Origin of the sequence: Nocardia spumae (assembly GCF_020733635.1) — a bacterium.
GTDB classification, from domain to species: domain Bacteria; phylum Actinomycetota; class Actinomycetes; order Mycobacteriales; family Mycobacteriaceae; genus Nocardia; species Nocardia spumae.
Genome location: NZ_JAJFZL010000001.1, coordinates 1,570,839 through 1,587,543 on the forward strand (window position 1 = coordinate 1,570,839; position 16,705 = coordinate 1,587,543).

Annotated in this window: 15 protein-coding genes; 5 read left to right on the forward strand and 10 right to left on the reverse strand. The window is 69.1% G+C overall.

Annotated features, from left to right (window positions below; all coding sequences use genetic code 11):
- Positions 1-37: 37 nt before the first annotated feature.
- Both LKD76_RS06500 and LKD76_RS06505 read right to left on the reverse strand, forming a co-directional pair.
- Entirely contained in the window at positions 38-481 is a 444-nt protein-coding gene (locus tag LKD76_RS06500; protein ID WP_227980053.1) for a limonene-1,2-epoxide hydrolase family protein, read from the reverse strand.
- A gap of 68 nt (positions 482-549) precedes the next feature.
- Positions 550-1,257: a TetR/AcrR family transcriptional regulator gene (locus LKD76_RS06505; protein ID WP_227980054.1), complete on the reverse strand. Its 708-nt coding sequence runs from the start codon at positions 1,255-1,257 to the stop codon at positions 550-552.
- 95 nt (positions 1,258-1,352) lie between these two features.
- Between LKD76_RS06505 and LKD76_RS06510 the strand changes: the two genes are divergently transcribed.
- Positions 1,353-2,546 carry an FAD-dependent monooxygenase gene (locus LKD76_RS06510; protein WP_227980055.1) on the forward strand — a complete coding sequence of 398 codons (1,194 nt, stop codon included), beginning with the start codon at positions 1,353-1,355 and terminating at the stop codon, positions 2,544-2,546.
- A 50-nt stretch (positions 2,547-2,596) separates the two neighbouring features.
- On the opposite strand, the gene LKD76_RS06515 is transcribed toward LKD76_RS06510, so the two are convergent.
- Positions 2,597-4,003 carry a class II fumarate hydratase gene (locus LKD76_RS06515; protein WP_227980056.1) on the reverse strand — a complete coding sequence of 469 codons (1,407 nt, stop codon included), beginning with the start codon at positions 4,001-4,003 and terminating at the stop codon, positions 2,597-2,599.
- A 145-nt stretch (positions 4,004-4,148) separates the two neighbouring features.
- Complete coding sequence (gene glpX, locus LKD76_RS06520) at positions 4,149-5,195, reverse strand: class II fructose-bisphosphatase (RefSeq protein ID WP_227980057.1); 1,047 nt, start codon at positions 5,193-5,195, stop codon at positions 4,149-4,151.
- Between the two features lie 182 nt (positions 5,196-5,377).
- Here glpX and LKD76_RS06525 point away from each other — a divergent pair, with 182 nt between their 5' ends.
- Entirely contained in the window at positions 5,378-5,941 is a 564-nt protein-coding gene (locus LKD76_RS06525; protein ID WP_227980058.1) for a DUF4245 domain-containing protein, read from the forward strand.
- A 5-nt stretch (positions 5,942-5,946) separates the two neighbouring features.
- On the opposite strand, the gene LKD76_RS06530 is transcribed toward LKD76_RS06525, so the two are convergent.
- From LKD76_RS06530 to LKD76_RS06545, 4 genes are all read right to left on the reverse strand, one after another.
- The gene (locus LKD76_RS06530) at positions 5,947-6,291 is read right to left on the reverse strand and encodes a VOC family protein (RefSeq protein ID WP_227980059.1); all 345 of its coding nucleotides are present in this window, start codon (positions 6,289-6,291) and stop codon (positions 5,947-5,949) included.
- A gap of 2 nt (positions 6,292-6,293) precedes the next feature.
- Positions 6,294-6,524: an exodeoxyribonuclease VII small subunit gene (locus tag LKD76_RS06535; RefSeq protein ID WP_227980060.1), complete on the reverse strand. Its 231-nt coding sequence runs from the start codon at positions 6,522-6,524 to the stop codon at positions 6,294-6,296.
- Positions 6,521-7,762 (reverse strand): exodeoxyribonuclease VII large subunit, encoded by a 1,242-nt coding sequence (gene xseA, locus LKD76_RS06540; protein ID WP_227985118.1) that lies wholly within the window; start codon positions 7,760-7,762, stop codon positions 6,521-6,523. Before xseA ends, LKD76_RS06535 begins: the two co-directional genes overlap by 4 nt.
- A 98-nt stretch (positions 7,763-7,860) precedes the next feature.
- The gene (locus LKD76_RS06545; protein WP_227980061.1) at positions 7,861-8,565 is read right to left on the reverse strand and encodes a lipid droplet-associated protein; all 705 of its coding nucleotides are present in this window, start codon (positions 8,563-8,565) and stop codon (positions 7,861-7,863) included.
- Between the two features lie 142 nt (positions 8,566-8,707).
- Here LKD76_RS06545 and LKD76_RS06550 point away from each other — a divergent pair, with 142 nt between their 5' ends.
- The gene (locus LKD76_RS06550) at positions 8,708-9,715 is read left to right on the forward strand and encodes a 4-hydroxy-3-methylbut-2-enyl diphosphate reductase (protein WP_227980062.1); all 1,008 of its coding nucleotides are present in this window, start codon (positions 8,708-8,710) and stop codon (positions 9,713-9,715) included.
- A gap of 230 nt (positions 9,716-9,945) precedes the next feature.
- Here the strand turns inward: LKD76_RS06550 and LKD76_RS06555 are convergent, their stop codons facing one another.
- Together LKD76_RS06555 and LKD76_RS06560 are read right to left on the reverse strand one after the other, a co-directional pair.
- A complete protein-coding gene (locus LKD76_RS06555; protein ID WP_227980063.1) occupies positions 9,946-10,821 on the reverse strand; it encodes a DUF6542 domain-containing protein in 876 nt (291 codons plus the stop codon).
- 58 nt (positions 10,822-10,879) lie between these two features.
- Positions 10,880-12,016, reverse strand: coding sequence for a DNA recombination protein RmuC (locus LKD76_RS06560; protein WP_227980064.1), 1,137 nt, complete (start codon positions 12,014-12,016; stop codon positions 10,880-10,882).
- Between the two features lie 143 nt (positions 12,017-12,159).
- On the opposite strand from LKD76_RS06560, the gene LKD76_RS06565 reads away from it, so the two are divergent.
- On the forward strand, positions 12,160-13,338 hold the full coding sequence (locus tag LKD76_RS06565) for an exonuclease SbcCD subunit D (RefSeq protein ID WP_227980065.1): 1,179 nt from the start codon (positions 12,160-12,162) through the stop codon (positions 13,336-13,338).
- Positions 13,339-13,360: 22 nt separating this feature from the next.
- The gene (locus LKD76_RS06570; RefSeq protein WP_227980066.1) at positions 13,361-16,705 is read left to right on the forward strand and encodes an AAA family ATPase; all 3,345 of its coding nucleotides are present in this window, start codon (positions 13,361-13,363) and stop codon (positions 16,703-16,705) included.

Below are 16,705 nucleotides of genomic sequence, written 5' to 3' on the forward strand. Positions count from 1 at the left end.
CGATCCCGGGGGGTGCGGGCGGAGCGGTCCGCGGGGGCTACCGGCGGCGAACCATGTGCCAGAGTCCCGCCGCCGTACCGCGCAGGAAGTTCTCCCAGCTGAAATGGTCGTGCCAGAGGGTGATGCGACCGTCGACCAGTTCGAAGGTGCCGCACACCCAGAACTCGATCTCCAGCGGGCCCATGCGCAGATAGTCGGTGCGCTCGGTGAGGACCGTTTCGCCCTCGACGGCCGGTGCGCCGTCGGTTTCCGCGGCGATATGACGCATATCGGCGCGGAAACCGAAGGCATCACGATTGAGTCCGCGCAGTACCGCGCCCACCCGGTGGATGCCGCGGATATCCGGCAGTGAGGTGTTCTTCCACACGATGTCCGGATCCAGCAGATTCAATGCCTCGTTCACCGCGCCCATTTCCATCGCGGCGAAGAATTCGCGCACCGTGGTCACGGCGTTCTGTTGTAGCTCCGGTAGTTCGGCCATAGTCCGACTGTAGGCGCGCCGAGGTGTCGAGGGGGGATGATCGCCCTCGTTTCGTGTCCGGTTCGTCCTCAACCGCGCCGCTGGGCGATCAATACCGACACTCCGTCGAGGATTCGCTCGATGCCGTATTCGAGCGCCGCGTTGCGGCCGTCGGGGCCGGAGTCGGCGAAGGCGGCGACGACCTCGGGGAATCGTTCGGCGTGATCGGCCAGGATCGCGGCCACCTCGCGCGCCATCTGGTCCTCGGTCCGCTGTGATCCGGCGGCGGAGGTCTGCTGGACCAGGCTGCGAACGTGACCGTTCACCAGTACGACGGTATCGAGTCGTTCGGCCCCGGTCAGGCCGGTGCCCGCCAGTGGTGCCAGGGCGGCCTCCATCCAGGCCAGCTCGTTGGGGCCCAGTGGTCGCGAGCCCGCGGTGAGCTCGATGGTCCACGGATGCGCGCGGTAGCGCTCGTCGATCGTCGAGGCCCAGGTCCGCAGCGCAGCGCGCCACGGCTCGGGGGCGGCTGTGGTGGACTGCGGCGGGCCGCCCAGGGCGGTGTCCAGCATCAGGGCGGTGAGCTCGGCCTTTCCCGGCACATAGCGGTACAGCGCCATCTTCGCGCAGCCCAGCCGCTCGGCCAGTCGCTGCATCGAGACCGCGCTCAGCCCGTCCGAATCGGCCAGGGTGATGGCCTCGGCGACGATGCGTTCCAGTGACAGCGACGGCTTGGGGCCGCGCCGGGGGCGCTGCGGCGCACCCCACAGCAGTTCTAGGGCGGTCGGTCCGGTCATGAGGACATCCTCTCCGAATGACGGCTTGACGGAAAACTGCGTCCAGCATACGCTAAATAGCGTCCAATAGACACAGTTAAGGATCGAGGCTCATCATGCGGAACACGACAGTTCTCATCTCCGGTGCCAGCATCGCCGGCCCGGCGCTGGCCTTCTGGCTGCGGCGCTACGGCTTCGAGGTCACGGTGGTCGAGCGGGCCGCCGCGCTGCGACCGGGCGGCCAAGCCGTCGATTTCAAGGGGGCCACCCATCGCACGGTGCTGGAGCGAATGGGGATCTGGGAGGCGATCCAGAGCCGGCGAACGGGGAAGACCGACATGGTGATCAACGACGCCGACGGCCGCGAATTGGCCGAGATCTCAGGCGATTTCACCGGTGGTGATGTGGAGATCCTGCGCGGCGATCTGGCCGAGATCCTCTACGAGCGCACAGTCGAGGGCTGCGAATACCTGTTCGGGGACTCCGTCACCGCGCTGCGCGAGACCGAGTCGGGCGTCGAGGTCGAATTCGAGCGCGCACCCGCGCGCACCTTCGATCTGGTGGTCGGCTGCGACGGCATCCACTCCCGGGTGCGGGCACTGGCCTTCGGCCCCGAAGCCGATTACGTGAAGCATCTGGGCTACTACTACTGCACCGCCGGTGCGGCCGGATGGGGCCACGATCCGGAGGGGCCCCGGCAGCGCAACCGGTCCGCGGCCTACAACGAACCCGGCCGGCTCGCGGTGCGAGGCGGGAACAAGGCCGCGCACATGTACATGTTCGTCGCCGCCCCGCTGGAGTACGACCGGCGGGACGAGGCGGCGCAGCGACGCGTGCTCGCCGAGGCGTTCGCCGGCACCGAGGGCCCGGTGCCGGCGATGATGAGCGAACTCGGTGAGCTGGATTCGTTCTATCTCGATTCGCTGGGACAGGTGCGGATGAAGGGCGGCTACACCAAGGGCCGGATCGCACTCGTCGGTGACTCGGCGTACGGAAATACCTTGGGTGGCTTCGGAACCGGGCTCGCGGTCGTCGGCGCCTACGTGCTCGCGGGTGAACTGGCACTGGCCGACGGCGACCACACGTCCGCCTTCGCGCGCTACAACGAGATGATGAAGCGCTACGCCAAGATCGCCGGCAATTCCAACGCCGGACGCTTCCTGGCGCCGCGGACCGCGCGCGGGATCCGGATGCGGAACTGGTTCCTGGGCTCGCGACTGTTCGACCTCATGCTGAGGTACAGCGACAACGCCGCCAACGATATCGACCTGCGCGATTATCCGGCGTTGGTCGCGGTGGGCAATCGATAGCGCGTCGCCCTCGCCCGGCCGGGAACCCGGCCGGATCCGGATCCGGCCCGTCAGTCCTGCTCGTCGACCTTGGCCATCGACAGCACGTCCAGCCGGCGATCCAGCTCCTCCTCCGACAGGTCCGCTCCGATCAAACCGCGATCGATCACGGTTTCACGAATGGTCTTGTTCTCCCGCAGCGCCTGCTTCGCCACCGCGGCCGCTTCTTCGTAACCGATCGCCGAATTCAGCGGTGTGACGATCGACGGCGACGATTCCGCCAGCCGGCGCAGGCGTTCGGTATCGGCGGTGAGGCCGGAAACGCACTTGTCCGCGAACAGGCGGGACACGTTGGCCAGCAGGCGAATCGATTCCAGGACATTGCGCGCCATCACCGGAATGTAGACATTCAGTTCGAATGCGCCGTTACCGCCACCCCAGGCCACGGCGGCATCATTACCGATCACCTGGGCCGCGACCTGGGTGACCGCCTCCGGCAGTACCGGATTGACCTTGCCCGGCATGATCGAGGAACCGGGCTGCAGATCCGGCAGCTGGATCTCGGCCAGTCCGGTGAGCGGCCCGGAACCCATCCAGCGGATATCGTTGGCGATCTTGGTGAGACTGATGGCGATGGTGCGCAGCGAACCCGAGATCTCCACCAGGCCGTCGCGAGCGGCCTGTGCCTCGAAATGGTTGAGCGCCTCGGACAATTCGTCCAGACCGGTCGTCTTCCGCAGTTCGGCAACGACTTTCGCGCCGAATCCGGCCGGCGCGTTGAGTCCGGTGCCGACCGCGGTGCCGCCGATCGGCAGCTCACCCAGCCGCGGCAGCGCGGCGATCAGCCGTTCGGTACCGGCCTCGACCTGACGGGTGTAACCGCTGAACTCCTGCCCCAGAGTCACCGGCACCGCGTCCATCAGGTGGGTGCGGCCGGACTTGACCACCGTGCGCCATTCGGTGGCCTTGTCCAGCAACCGCAGCCGCAGATGATCCAATGCGGGCAGCAGGTCTCGCACCACCGCCTCGGTGGCGGCCAGATGGGTGGCGGTGGGGAAGGTGTCGTTGGACGACTGGGACATGTTGACGTCGTCGTTGGGGTGCACGGTGACCCCGCGGGCGGCGGCCAGACTCGCGATCACCTCGTTGGCGTTCATATTCGAGCTCGTGCCCGAACCGGTCTGAAAGACGTCGATCGGGAACTGGTCGTCGTGGCGGCCCTCGGCGATCTCCCCCGCGGCGGCGATGATGGCGTCGGCCTTGACCGGATCGAGCAGTCCCAGATCCCGGTTCACCGCCGCACAGGCGGCCTTGAGCAGGCCCAGGGCCCGGATCTGGGCGCGCTCGAGGCCGCGGCCGCTGATCGGGAAATTCTCCACCGCGCGCTGGGTCTGGGCTCGCCACAGCGCGTTCACCGGAACCCGGACCTCGCCCATGGTGTCGTGTTCGATTCGATACTGCGTCTGGTCGTCGCTCATGACCCGACATTACGACGGGCGCGGGCGTGGTTGGGCCGCCACGCAGGAGGCTGTGATTTTGGCCTCCGCTTCGCTCCGGCGAGACTGCCGCGAACCCACCCACCAGCACCGCTTCGGAAAACCTCGGCGTCGAGCCGCCGCCGAATTACGGCAGCGGCGGGATCGCGTCCTCGTCGCCGACGAAATCGACCGAGGCGTACTCGTGCAACTTGGTCAGGCGGTGGTAGGCGTCGATGATGCGCACGGTGCCGGACTTGGACCGCATCACGATCGACTGGGTCGACGCGCCGCCGCTGTAGTAGCGCACGCCGCGCAGCAGATCGCCGTCGGTGACGCCGGTGGCGGAGAAGAAGACGTTCTCGCCGGAGACCAGATCCTCGGTGTTGAGGATGCGGTCGAGGTCGTGGCCGGCGTCGAGGGCCTTCTGCTTCTCGGCGTCGTCGGTGGGCGCCAACTTGCCCTGCAGCGCACCACCCATACAGCGCAGCGCGGCCGCGGCGATGATGCCCTCGGGGGTGCCGCCGATGCCGACCAGCATGTCGGTGCCCGAATCGGGGCGGGCACAGGCGATCGCACCGGCCACGTCACCGTCGGAGATCAGGCGGATGCGAGCACCCGCCTCGCGGACCTCCTGGATGTGGCGGGCGTGGCGGGGCCGGTCCAGCACACAGACGGTCAGATCGGAGACCAGCGAATTCTTGGCCTTGGCGACCCGGCGCAGATTCTCCGCGATGGGGGCGGACAGATCGATGACGTCGGCGGCCTCCGGGCCGACCGCGATCTTCTCCATGTAGAACACCGCCGACGGATCGAACATGGCGCCGCGTTCGGCGACCGCCAGTACCGAGATGGCGCCGGGGGAACCCTTGGACATCAGCGTGGTGCCATCGATCGGGTCGACCGCGAAATCCACCTCCGGGCCGGTGCCGTCGCCCACGGCCTCGCCGTTGTAGAGCATCGGGGCTTCGTCCTTCTCGCCCTCGCCGATCACGACGGTGCCGCGCATGGAGACGGTGGCCACCAACTGCCGCATCGCGTCGACCGCCGCACCGTCGCCGCCCTCCTTGTCGCCGCGCCCGACCCAGCGGCCCGCGGCCATCGCACCGGCCTCGGTCACCCGGACCAACTCCAGTGCGAGGTTGCGGTCCGGGGCCTCGCGGCGGCGACTGGTTGCGGGTGTGGGTGCCGTCATGACGGTGCCTCCTCAGTTGTCCATTGCTGCGTGAATTGTCGCAGAACGGTCGGATCGCTCATTCAGGTGCTGCTGTTCCACTCGGCGCGGCGGACGTCCTCGCCGGTCGGAGCGCTGTGATATCGGCCTCGTGGTCACGGGGGCCACCGGAGCGGTCCCGAGGCCGCGTGGATACTTGGGATGTGTCGCAGAAACCACGCATCATGAACGACTATCGGGATCTGATCTGGTCGCTGGTCCCGCTGGTACTGATCTGCGTGGTGCTCGCGGCGGTGGCCAGCCAGTGCACCTTCTCCACGCACGGGCCCACACCCGGCGAAGTCCCGAATTTCGATGTGCGGTCGGCATTGCACGACGACGCCCGGATGCTCTCGTTCCCGATCCGCGATCCCGCGGTGCCGGCGGACTGGAAGTCCAACTCCGGTAGTCGCGACACGATCACCGGTCCCAGCGGCGGCACCGTCAGCACGGTCGGCTACATCACCGGCAACGGCACCTATCTGCAGCTGAGTCAGTCCAATGCCACCGAGAGCGCCCTCGCCGACCATGTGGTCAGCACCCGCAGCCCGTCGGGAACGCGGATGGTCGGTGCGCAGAAGTGGACCGTGTACCACGTCTCCGACAGTGAGCCCGCCTGGATCGCGGACTTCGGCACCAGCCGGGTGCTGATCAAGGGCGCTGCCGGGGAGGGCGCCTACTCGGCGCTGGCGAACGCGGTCGGCGCGGCGCAACCGCTGCGGCCCTGACCGATTCAGCGGTGGCTGACGACGTTGACCACCGTGCCGTCCGGATCGCGTACGAAGAACCGCCGCACACCCCAGGGTTCGTCGCGCAGCGCGTAGACCACCTCGGCCCCCGCGGCGACCATCGTCTCGTATGCCCCGTCGACATCGGCCACCTCGACACTGATATCCGGCTGCGGCTCATCGGCGTTCGCGCCGACGAGCATGATCTGCGCGGTCGGATTGTCCGGAGAGGCCACGGTGACCGCCCAGCCGAGATCCATCACCTCGTCGAAGCCGAGCGCGCGGTAGAACGCACGGCTGCGCTCCATATCGGCGACCCGCAGATCGGGTACTACGCGTCGGATTCCCATACTCATTCCTCCCCGTGCGCCTCGCGCCGGGACAGTGCGTCCTCGACCCGCTGCCGGGCGCCGGCCAGATGTGCTTCGCAGCGATTGGCGAGCGCCTCGCCGCGTTCCCACAGCGCGAGTGAATCGTCGAGATCCATACCGCCCTGTTCCAGCATCTTCACGACGTTGACCAGCTCGTCGCGGGCACGTTCGTAGCCGAAGGTCTCGATTTCGGCGAGGTCGCTGTCGGTCACTGCGTCTCCTCGTGGTCGGGTGCGGACTTGTCCGGGATCGGGTTGGTCAGCGCCTGGCTGCCCAGGGCTGCGGCGCTGACCGCGCCATCGGCCACCCGGATGCGCAACTGGGTGCCCGGTGGCGAATCGGCGACGGTCCGCACGACATGCCGTTGCGAACCCGTCACCCGTTGGACGACGGCGTATCCGCGGGCCAGGGTCGCGGCCGGGCCGACGGCGGTGAGTTTGTCGCGCAGATGTCGCGCGGTGGTGGCCTCGGCGGTCAGGGTGTGCCCGACGGCACGGTGGGCGGCGGTGCGCAGTCGCTCGACCTCGTCGCGGCGCTGGTCCAGCAGGCGCAGCGGATCGGCGAGTACCGGGCGTGACCGCAGCTGTCGAACGTGGCGTGCCTCGCGTTCGACCCAGCCGCGTAGCGCCGCGGCCGAGCGCTCCCGGAGGTCGTGCACGCCCGCGAGTTCGGCCGCCGCGTCCGGGACGAGGCGTTTGGCGGCATCGGTCGGGGTCGCCGCGCGCAGGTCCGCGACGTAGTCCGACAGCGGATTGTCCGGTTCATGCCCGATCGCGCTCACGATCGGCGTGGTCGCGGAAACGATGGCCCGGCACAGGGTTTCGTCGGAGAACGGCAGCAGGTCCTCGACACTGCCGCCACCGCGCGCGAGCACGATCACCTCGACCTCGGGATCGTCGTCCAACTCGGCGAGAGCGTCGAGGATCTGCGGCACCGCGGACGCGCCCTGTACGGCGGTATTGCGAATGTCGAAACGTACGGCGGGCCAGCGCTGCTGGGCGACGGTCACCACATCGTGTTCGGCGGCGCTGGCGCGCCCGGTGATCAGGCCGATCGTTCTGGGCAGGAACGGAATCGGCCGCTTCAGACGGGGATCGAACAGGCCCTCGGCGGCCAGCAGCGCCTTCAACCGTTCGATGCGCGCCAGCAGTTCACCGATTCCGACCGGGCGAATCTCGGTGACCCGCAACGAGATCGTGCCGCGTCCGGTGAAATAGGACAGCTTGCCGTGGACGACCACCCGGCTGCCCTCCTGCAGCGGCACCGCCGATCCGCGTAGTAACTGCGGATCGCAGGTGATCGACAGCGACATATCGGCTGCCGTGTCCCGCAGCACCAGGAATGCGGTGCGAGTGCCCGGGCGCAGATTGATCTGGGTGATCTGCCCCTCGACCCAGACGCTGCCCAGCCGATCGATCCACTGCGCCACCTTCATCGCGATGGTGCGCACCGGCCACGGCTGCTCGGCCGAACTGGCGGGGCGGGCGGCTCGCGCCGGCTCTCCGGAGGCTCGGGCCCCGGTAGCCGGCGCGTCGGCGTGTGAGTCGGTCACTTGGCCTGCACGGTGGCGATCCGGTTCGTCAGCATGGTCACGAACGGCGCCCGGTCGAAGGTCTGCTTCTCGTATTCGAGCAGCGCGGCCAGATCCTCGACGCTGAGCATGCGCAGGCGTGCCCGCAACTGGGCCAGCGTCATATTCGCGTAGTCGTAGCGGGAGGCGACCTCGGGTTCGATGGCACCGCGCCGGTCGGCGGGCTGCTCGGGCTCCGGGGCCGGCTCCGGGGCGTCGGCCGCCTCGGGCTCGGTCTCCGCGGCCGGTTCGACCTCCGGTGCCGACTCGGTTTCGGGTTCCGCGGTGTGAGATGCGGCATACCCGTTGGTCTGCGACGCGCCGGTGATCGCGGTGACCGTCGCCGGGGCGTCGGTGGCCGCGTCGGCGTCGGCGAACAGATCGAAACGACTGAGCCGGGCCGCGAAATCGGCGGTGCCGAGCGGTTGCTCCTCGTCGAGATCCTCGTCGAAGGTGGCCCATTCCGGCTGTTCGACCGGGCGATTGCCCAATCGATCGAATACCTCGTCACCTTTGAGCGCGAGACTGGTCACGAACTGCTGCAGATGCATCGACGTCTGCAGCAGCTGACTGATCGCGGTAATCGGCAAATGCATTGCCACGGTAGGTAACCGGCGAGTTTCCTCGAGTGCGTAGACGGCGGCCCCAGCGGCGACCCGGGCCAGGTAGGGAGGTCGGAACATGTCCCTAGCCTGCCCGAAACGGCCGGTGATGCAAAGAACAGAGTTCACATGTTCCATTGTCGCGCCGTCTGGGCGATCGCGCGGCACCCGCTGTCGTGCGGGCGAGGCTGTACCACGCGCGGTGCGCACGTAAGCTGTGACCATGTCCTCGGCTATCCCCCTGAATGTCGGAATCGCCCGGTCGGCCGATGCGGTCGGCGCCGGCGCGGGCAAGCGGGTGCTGCTCGCCGAACCCCGTGGTTACTGCGCGGGTGTGGACCGGGCGGTGGAAACCGTGGAGCGCACCCTGGACAAGCACGGTGCGCCGATCTACGTCCGCAAGGAGATCGTGCACAACCGCCACGTGGTGGAGACGCTGCGCGACCGCGGCGTGGTCTTCGTCGACGAGACCGACGAGGTCCCCGAGGGAGCGGTGCTGGTGTTCTCCGCGCACGGCGTATCGCCCGCGGTGCACGAGGCCGCGGCCGCGCGCAGCCTGCACACCATCGATGCGACCTGCCCGCTGGTGACCAAGGTCCATCAGGAGGCCAAGCGCTTCGCCCGCGACGATTTCGACATCCTGCTCATCGGCCACGAGGGCCACGAGGAGGTGGAGGGCACCGCGGGTGAGGCGCCCGACCACGTCCAGCTGGTCGACGGTCCGGACGCGGTCGACGATGTGCGGGTCCGCGACGAGAACAAGGTGATCTGGCTGTCGCAGACCACCCTGTCGGTGGACGAGACCATGGAGACCGTGCAGCGGTTGCGCAAGCGTTTCCCGAATCTGCAGGATCCGCCGAGCGACGATATCTGCTACGCCACCCAGAACCGGCAGGTCGCGGTGAAGGCGATGGCCCCCGAATGCGATCTGGTGATCGTGGTCGGCTCCCGCAACTCCTCCAATTCCAGGCGTCTGGTGGAGGTCGCGCTGAACGCGGGCGCGAAGGCGTCCTATCTGGTGGATTTCGCCCGCGAGGTCGATCCGGCCTGGTTCGAGGGTGTGACCACGGTGGGCATCACCTCCGGCGCCTCGGTGCCCGAGATTCTGGTGCGCGGAGTGCTGGATCTGCTCGCCGAGCACGGCTACGGCGAGGTGCAGCCGGTGACGACCGCCAACGAGACCCTGGTCTTCGCCCTCCCGCGCGAGTTGCGCACCAGCGCTCGGCGCTGAGGTATCGGCTGAGGTATCGGCTGAGGTATCGGCTGAGGGTTCCCGGCTCTGCGGCCGATACTCGAAATCCTACGCGCTGAAGGGTTTTCGTCCCGCCTCGACCGCACCGGAAAGGTCGGGACGGAGACGGGTAACGCCGCGCCCGTGCGAGACGATCACTGTGCGTGGGGAATTCGGGGAATGTCTACGCCGGCCGCGCCGCGGTGGATTCGTCGCGTGATGCGGCCGGATCAGCGGTCGCGGTAGCGGACGTTCGGCCGCGGATGCGGCGGGACATCGCTGGGCGGCTGGGGACGTCCGCGACGGGGCTGCGGTTCGGCGACCCGGGTGCGTTCCGCGGTGCGGGTGCGTTCACCGGTCCGAGGGTACGACGCGCCGGCGGAGACGCGCGGTGGGCGCTCGGCCACCTTGCCGCCCGTCCGGCGCCCGGCGCGCGCGGGTTCGGGCTCCGCGGACCGCTTGGCCGCCCCGGCGCCGCGTTTGGCGGCCTCACCGCGCTTGGTGGCCCTGGCGGCCTCGGAATCGCGCTTCTGAGCGCGAGAGCTACGACGCAGTGTGTCCTCGGCCCCCGCGGGCTTGCGGCTACGGCGGGCACGGTCGGCGCCCGAGCGCGGATTCCAGCTGTCGCTGCCACGGGCGCGTTCGCGAGCCGGGCGCGGGGCGGTGTCGCCGTTGCGATAGAGCCAGACCCGCAGGGCGCCCAGCAGCAGAGTGAGCACCGTCGCGATGGCCATGGTGGGGAACCGGTTGACCAACGGAATCGCCAGGTTCAGCAGAATGTCCTTCACCGAGGTGGAGCTGTGGCCGGTGAGCTGCTGATAGGCGAGCGGTACCGCGATGAACAGGAGTAACGGCGGAGTCACCATGGTGGTGAACAAACCGCGATAGCGAACCACGCAGGCCGCGATCAGACATCCGATGATGTAGAAGGCGGCGAAGACGTGAGTCAGCTCTCTACCGCTGCTTCCGGAGTCGATGAAGAATCCGATGAAGGTGCACGCCACCGCGATCAGAACCGCGGCGCCGGCGGGCACACCGGGTACCGACGGGACGATCGAGAGGTGCGAGGCGGGTACATCGGATCGCTCGCGTTGGGTAGCTGCCACGTAAAGCACACTATCTGCCGCGGCCGGAACGTGCGTCGAGGCCGGGCGGGGGCCGGAGTTACTCGTTGGTGTCCGAGAAGCCTACCGCGCGCGGCCACGACTGAACGGGAGCAATTGCCGGAACGGCTCGATCACCGATATCGAGATCGTGCAGGCGACGCGCCGTGACCATCACGCGGGACTCGATCGACGCCACTGTGTGGTTGAAAGCGTCGACGGCCTTACCGAGTTGAGTGCCGAGCTTGTCGAGGTGGGCGCCGGTCGTCGACAGCCGGGTGTATAGGTCCCGGCCCAGTTGCTGAACGATTGCCATGTCTCGAGACAAGGCCTCCTGTCGCCATCCGAATGCGACCGTCCGCAGTAATGCGATCAAGGTTGTCGGCGTAGCGAGGATCACATTGCGGCCGAAGGCGTACTCGAGGAGACCCGAGTCGGCGGTCAGAGCGGCGTCGAGAAACGGGTCACCGGGGATGAACAGCACCACGAACTCCGGACTGGGGTCGAACGCCTCCCAATACGCCTTGCCGGCCAGCTGGTCGATATGGGCGCGTAGATGTTTGGCGTGGCGGGCGAGTTGCTCGGTGCGCCGTCGCGGATCGGTCTCGGCGGTGGCGTCCAGATAGGCCGTCAGCGGTACCTTGGCATCGACCACCAGGCTCCGGTCCCCGGCCAGCCGCACCACCAGATCGGGCCGGACCATGCCGTCGCGGCCGGCGGCGGTCACCTGGGTGTCGAAATCACAGTGTTTGGTCATCCCCGCCAGTTCGACCACACGCTCGAGTTGCACCTCACCCCAGCGCCCGCGCACCTGGGGGGCGCGCAGCGCGGAGACGAGCTGACCGGTCTGAGTCGAGAGTTGCTGGGAGATCTGCTGCATACCGGCGACCTGCTCGCGCAGACCGGAGTAGGCGTTGATCCGATTGTGCTCGACCTGCTGGATGTGCTGGTTCAAGCTGCCGAGCGCCTCGCGCAAGGGCTCGACCAGGGTGCCGATCGCATGCGAATTGTGCCGTGCCGCATCCGCGCTGGCGGCGCCGAGAGATTGCCGCAGCAGCTGTTCGTTGTCCCGCAGCGCCGACAGCTGGGCCTCGGCGGCCGCGGCCCGCTGCCCCGCCCGCGCGGCATGCCCCAGCCAGCCGAGGCCGGCTCCGGCGCAGAACACCAACAACAACGCAAACAGCATCGATGCGGTCATGGTCCCGATAGTGCCGTAAGCCACCGACAGTATTCCCGCTCCGCTTCGCTCCGGCGTGTTCATCGGCCTCCGAAAGGGGAGATTCGATTCGCGGCGGAGGGGGAAGCGGATTCTGTCGGAGGGATCGCTTACCGTTCTGCGTCATGCGGATGCTGCACACCTCGGACTGGCATATCGGCCGCACCTTCCACGGTGTGGACCTGTTGTCCGATCAGGCGCGTGCGCTGGAGTCGGTGGCGGAGTTGGTCGCCGAGCAGGGTGTGGATGTAGTCGTCGTTCCGGGGGATGTGTACGACCGTTCGATTCCCAGCGCCGAGGCGATAGCGGTGTGCAACAGGGGGTTCGAGGCGATCCGCACGGCCGGGGCGGTGATCGTCGCGACGTCGGGTAATCACGACTCGCCGACCCGGCTGGGTGCGCTGGGCAGTTTCGCGGCGGCGGGCGGGCTGCATCTGCGGACGTCGGTCGCCGAGGTGGATCATCCGGTGATGCTGTCGGACGAGTTCGGCCCGGTCGCCTGTTACGGCATTCCGTATCTGGAACCGGAGATCACCCGCGCGGAACTGGGTGTGCCGCAGGCGCGTTCGCATGCCGAGATCCTGGATGCCGCGCTGGCGCGGATCCGTGCGGATCGTCGGCGGCGTGGCGAGCCGCGGACGGTGCTGCTCGCGCACGCGTTCGTCGTCGGCGGGGAGGCCACCGGATCGGAGCGTTCGATCGCGGTGGGCGGTGTGGAGACGGTTCCGCTGAGTGCCTTCGAGGGAATCGATTACGTGGCTCTCGGACATCTGCACTCGCCACAAACCCTGTCGGAGTCCGTCCGGTATTCGGGTTCACCGCTGCCGTATTCGTTCGGGGAGCGTTCCCACCGCAAAGCGGTGTGGATCGTCGATCTCGATGCTGACGGCCTGACCTCGGTGCAGCGCCACGAGCTGCCGGTGGTGCGCGGGCTCTCCCAACTGACGGGCGTGCTGGACGAATTGCTGACCGCCGCCGAATACGACGATGCGCGTGCTGATTACGTCTCGGCGACACTGACCGATCACGCCCGGCCGGTGGAGGCCCTGCGCCGGCTGCGGGAGCGTTTTCCGCATGCGGTACACGTGGAATGGGCACGGCCGGAAGGGGATGCGCGGTTACGCTATCGCGAGCGCGTGCACGGTCGCGGCGACAGCGAGATCGCGCGCAGCTTTCTGACGGATGTGTGTGCCGAGCCGACATCGGGGGAGATGGCGTTGATCGAACAGGCATTGTCGGCCGCGCGCCGTGAGCCCGCCGCCGAGGTGCGGGCGGTTTCGGGGGATCGGGAGTTGTCGGCATGACCGGCACCCGGGCGGTAGTCGCATGAGGCTGCATCGGCTGGAGCTCACCGCGTTCGGGCCGTTCGCCGAGACCGCGTGCGTGGATTTCGACGAACTCGGCGCCGACGGTCTGTTCCTGCTGCACGGCCATACCGGTGCGGGTAAGACCACGGTGCTCGATGCCATCGCGTTCGCGCTCTACGGCCGGGTTCCGGGGGCTCGCGGGGAGAGTAAGCGGCTGCACTCCGATCACGCCGACCCGCAGACGCCGCCGCGGGTGGTGCTGGAGGCGACGCTGGGCGGGCGCCGGCTGCGCCTGATCCGGTCGCCGGAGTTCGAACGGCCGAAGAAGCGCGGCACCGGTATGCGCACGGAACAGGCCGCGGCCACGCTGGAATGGCTCGACGGCCGCGGGCAGCATCTGTCCCGAATCCCGGATATCGGCGATGAGGTGGGCCGCCTGCTCGGGATGAGTGCCGACCAGTTCTTTCAGGTGGTGTTGCTGCCGCAGGGGGATTTCGCGCGATTTCTGCGGTCGGACAACGAGGATCGGGAGAAGCTGCTCGAGCGCCTCTTCGACACCGAGCGGTTCGGTACGGCCGAACAGTGGCTGGTGCAGCGCCGCCGGGAGAGTTCCGCACAGCTCGAGAACCATCGCCAGGGCGTCGACCGGTTGATCGCTCAGGTCGCCATCACCGCCGGGCTGGGGGCGACGGAGGCGGTGGGGCCGCTCGAGGCGGTGGAGTGGTCGCAACGCCTGCTCACCGAGGCGCGCGCCGAGGCCGAGCGCGCGGCGGTCGAATTGGCTCGGTGTCAGCAGGATTCGGCTCAGCGCCAGGCGGCCGCCGAGGAGCAGCGCCGGATACGGGAACGTCGTGAGCGCGGGGTGATCGCGCGCCGCCAACTCGACGAGTACACGGCGGCAGCCACACATCGCGAGGGCCTGCGAGCCGATCTGGAGCGGTCGCGTCGCGTCGAGCCGGTGGCGACCGCGCTCGGCGAGGCCCGCACCGCGGCGGTCACGCTGCGGCACCGCAACGAAGACGTGCTGGAGCTCGCGGAGCGGCTGGCCGCCCGGCTCCTCGAACCGGCGAGCGCCGAACTGCCCGGGACGTCCTGGGCGGCCGCGGATCTGGCGGCGGGCGAACTGCACGGCTCCGATACGGCCGAAGAGTTGTCGGCCCTGTCCGAGCCGGACACTTCGGTGCCGCTCGGCGATGCCGGGACGCACGATCACCGAGGCGATACGTCCGAACCTGCCCCGGCGGCCGACGGCACGGTACCGGAAGACGACGCGGCCGAACAGTTGTCGGCCGCCGACCCGGAGCTCGACGAACCGGTCGAACTGGAGTTGTTCTCCCTCTCGTCCGTACGTCCGGCCGGGCCGCCGGATCCGGCCCCGGCCGCGCCCACCGTCGGATCCCCCACGGCCCCACGCATCGAAACCGCGGTCCAGCGCTGGTCGGCACATATCGGATCGTTGGAGGAGGTCCGCGCCGACGCCGAATCGGCCGTTCGCCTCACGGCCGAATTGGCGGGGCTACGTTCCGATTACACCGCCGCCACCGAGGCGCGCAAGCAACTGTCGCAGCGCCGGGAGCAGCTGCCGGAATCCATCCGATCCGCCGAGGCAGCACTGCGCGAGGCCGCGGATGCGAAGGTTGCGCTGCCGGGCCTGGAACGCGACTGCGACCGGGCGCGGGCCGCCGCGGAGGCCGCAGTCGAGCTGGTGCGTACCCGCAAGGAGCTGTCCACGGCCACCGAGGAACTGGAGCGCGCCCGGACCACGCATGCGAACGCGCGCGAGCGCACCCTCGATCTCCGGGAGCGCAGGCTCGCCGGAATGGCGGCGGAACTGGCGGGCGCGCTGGTCGAGGGGCAGCCGTGCGGTGTGTGCGGATCCGCCGACCACCCCGCGCCCGCCCGCCCGACCGAGGTGACGGTCGGGAAATCGGAGGAGGACGAGGCGGTGCGGGCCGAGCAGGCCGCCGAAGCCGTGCGCGATCGGGCGCTCGGTCACCGGAACGAGGTGGAGCGCCGGGCCGGACTGCTCGCCGAGCGTGGTGGTGACGGTGATCCCGCGGAATTGGCCGCCACTCTGAACGCCGCGACCGATCGGTGGCGAACCGCGCAGCAGGCCGCCGCTGCCGCCGACGATCTCACCGCCGAGGTCGCGCGGCTGCGCACCGCCGAAACCGAACTGAACACCGAGCTGCGGGAATTGGAGAGCCGGTGCAGCGCGGCGCAGGAGCGCATCCTGGCCGCCGACCGGCGCCTGTCCGAACTCACCGAACGGGTCCGGGTGGCGGCCGGCGCCGACCACACGGTCGAGCGGCGCCGCGCGCGTCTGGAAGCACTCGTCGCCGATGCCACCGATCTGCTCACGTCCCGGGCCGAGGCCGCCGTGGCCGGGGAGCAGTTCACCGATCTCGCCCGCCGGGTCGAGCGGGCCGCCCGCGCGGCCGATCTGCCGGTGTCGGTGGGAGACGGCCCGGTCGACGGCACTCCCGATACCGCCGTGCTCGCGGCCTACGCGAAAGTCGTCGCGGCAGCGGGCCGGACCCCGCGACAGCAGGCGGAGCTGGAGGCCGAGCTGGCAGCCGCCGATCGCCGGCGCGCCCTCGCGGAAGCGGTACTGGCGGAACCGGAGGTGCGGGCGGCCGCCGCTGCCGTCCCGGTCGATCTCGCCGCGGTGGAGGCCGAGGTCGCCGAGGCCCGCCGGCTGCTGGATCTCGCGATCGCCGCGCAATCCGAGAGCTCCCGGCGGGTGACCCAGCTCGAGGAGCTGGGTAGCCAGTTGTGGGCGGCGGCCGACCGGATCGCGCCGCTGCAGCAGGCGCATACCGAACTCGAGAGCCTGTCCGAAGTGGTGGCGGGCCGGGGTGCGAACAACCGGCGCATGTCGTTGCGCTCCTATGTGCTCGCCGCCCGGCTGGAGGAGGTCGCGGTCGCGGGGTCGGCGCGGCTGCGCCGGATGTCGGGCGGCCGTTACGAATTCGTGCACTCCGATGCGGCCGGTCCGCGGGGGCGCCGGGGTGGTCTGGGCCTCGATATCCGGGACGACTACACCGGCGCCGTGCGCCCGGCGAAGACCCTGTCCGGCGGCGAGACCTTCATGGCCTCACTGTCGTTGGCGCTGGGGCTCGCCGATGTGGTCGCCGCGGAAGCGGGCGGCCTGGTGCTCGACACCCTGTTCATCGACGAGGGCTTCGGCAGCCTCGACGCCGACACCCTCGACGCCGTGATGGGAGTGCTGGACGAATTGCGTTCCGGCGGACGGGTGGTCGGTGTGGTCAGCCATGTCGACGAGATGCGCCAGCGCATCCCCAGCCGCTTGCACGTGATCCGGGAGCCCAGCGGCTCCCGGCTGCGCACGATCGTCGCCTGA

What these genes read in the sequence shown, in the direction of transcription:
- LKD76_RS06530 (WP_227980059.1), bottom strand. Translation starts at nt 6,291, where the DNA reads ATGGGAATCCGACGCGTAGTACCCGATCTGCGGGTCGCCGATATGGAG.
- LKD76_RS06505 (WP_227980054.1), bottom strand. Translation starts at nt 1,257, where the DNA reads ATGACCGGACCGACCGCCCTAGAACTGCTGTGGGGTGCGCCGCAGCGC.
- LKD76_RS06545 (WP_227980061.1), bottom strand. Translation starts at nt 8,565, where the DNA reads ATGTTCCGACCTCCCTACCTGGCCCGGGTCGCCGCTGGGGCCGCCGTC.
- LKD76_RS06560 (WP_227980064.1), bottom strand. Translation starts at nt 12,016, where the DNA reads ATGACCGCATCGATGCTGTTTGCGTTGTTGTTGGTGTTCTGCGCCGGA.
- LKD76_RS06500 (WP_227980053.1), bottom strand. Translation starts at nt 481, where the DNA reads ATGGCCGAACTACCGGAGCTACAACAGAACGCCGTGACCACGGTGCGC.
- LKD76_RS06565 (WP_227980065.1), top strand. Translation starts at nt 12,160, where the DNA reads ATGCGGATGCTGCACACCTCGGACTGGCATATCGGCCGCACCTTCCAC.
- LKD76_RS06510 (WP_227980055.1), top strand. Translation starts at nt 1,353, where the DNA reads ATGCGGAACACGACAGTTCTCATCTCCGGTGCCAGCATCGCCGGCCCG.
- LKD76_RS06570 (WP_227980066.1), top strand. Translation starts at nt 13,361, where the DNA reads ATGAGGCTGCATCGGCTGGAGCTCACCGCGTTCGGGCCGTTCGCCGAG.
- glpX (WP_227980057.1), bottom strand. Translation starts at nt 5,195, where the DNA reads ATGACGGCACCCACACCCGCAACCAGTCGCCGCCGCGAGGCCCCGGAC.
- LKD76_RS06550 (WP_227980062.1), top strand. Translation starts at nt 8,708, where the DNA reads ATGTCCTCGGCTATCCCCCTGAATGTCGGAATCGCCCGGTCGGCCGAT.
- LKD76_RS06515 (WP_227980056.1), bottom strand. Translation starts at nt 4,003, where the DNA reads ATGAGCGACGACCAGACGCAGTATCGAATCGAACACGACACCATGGGC.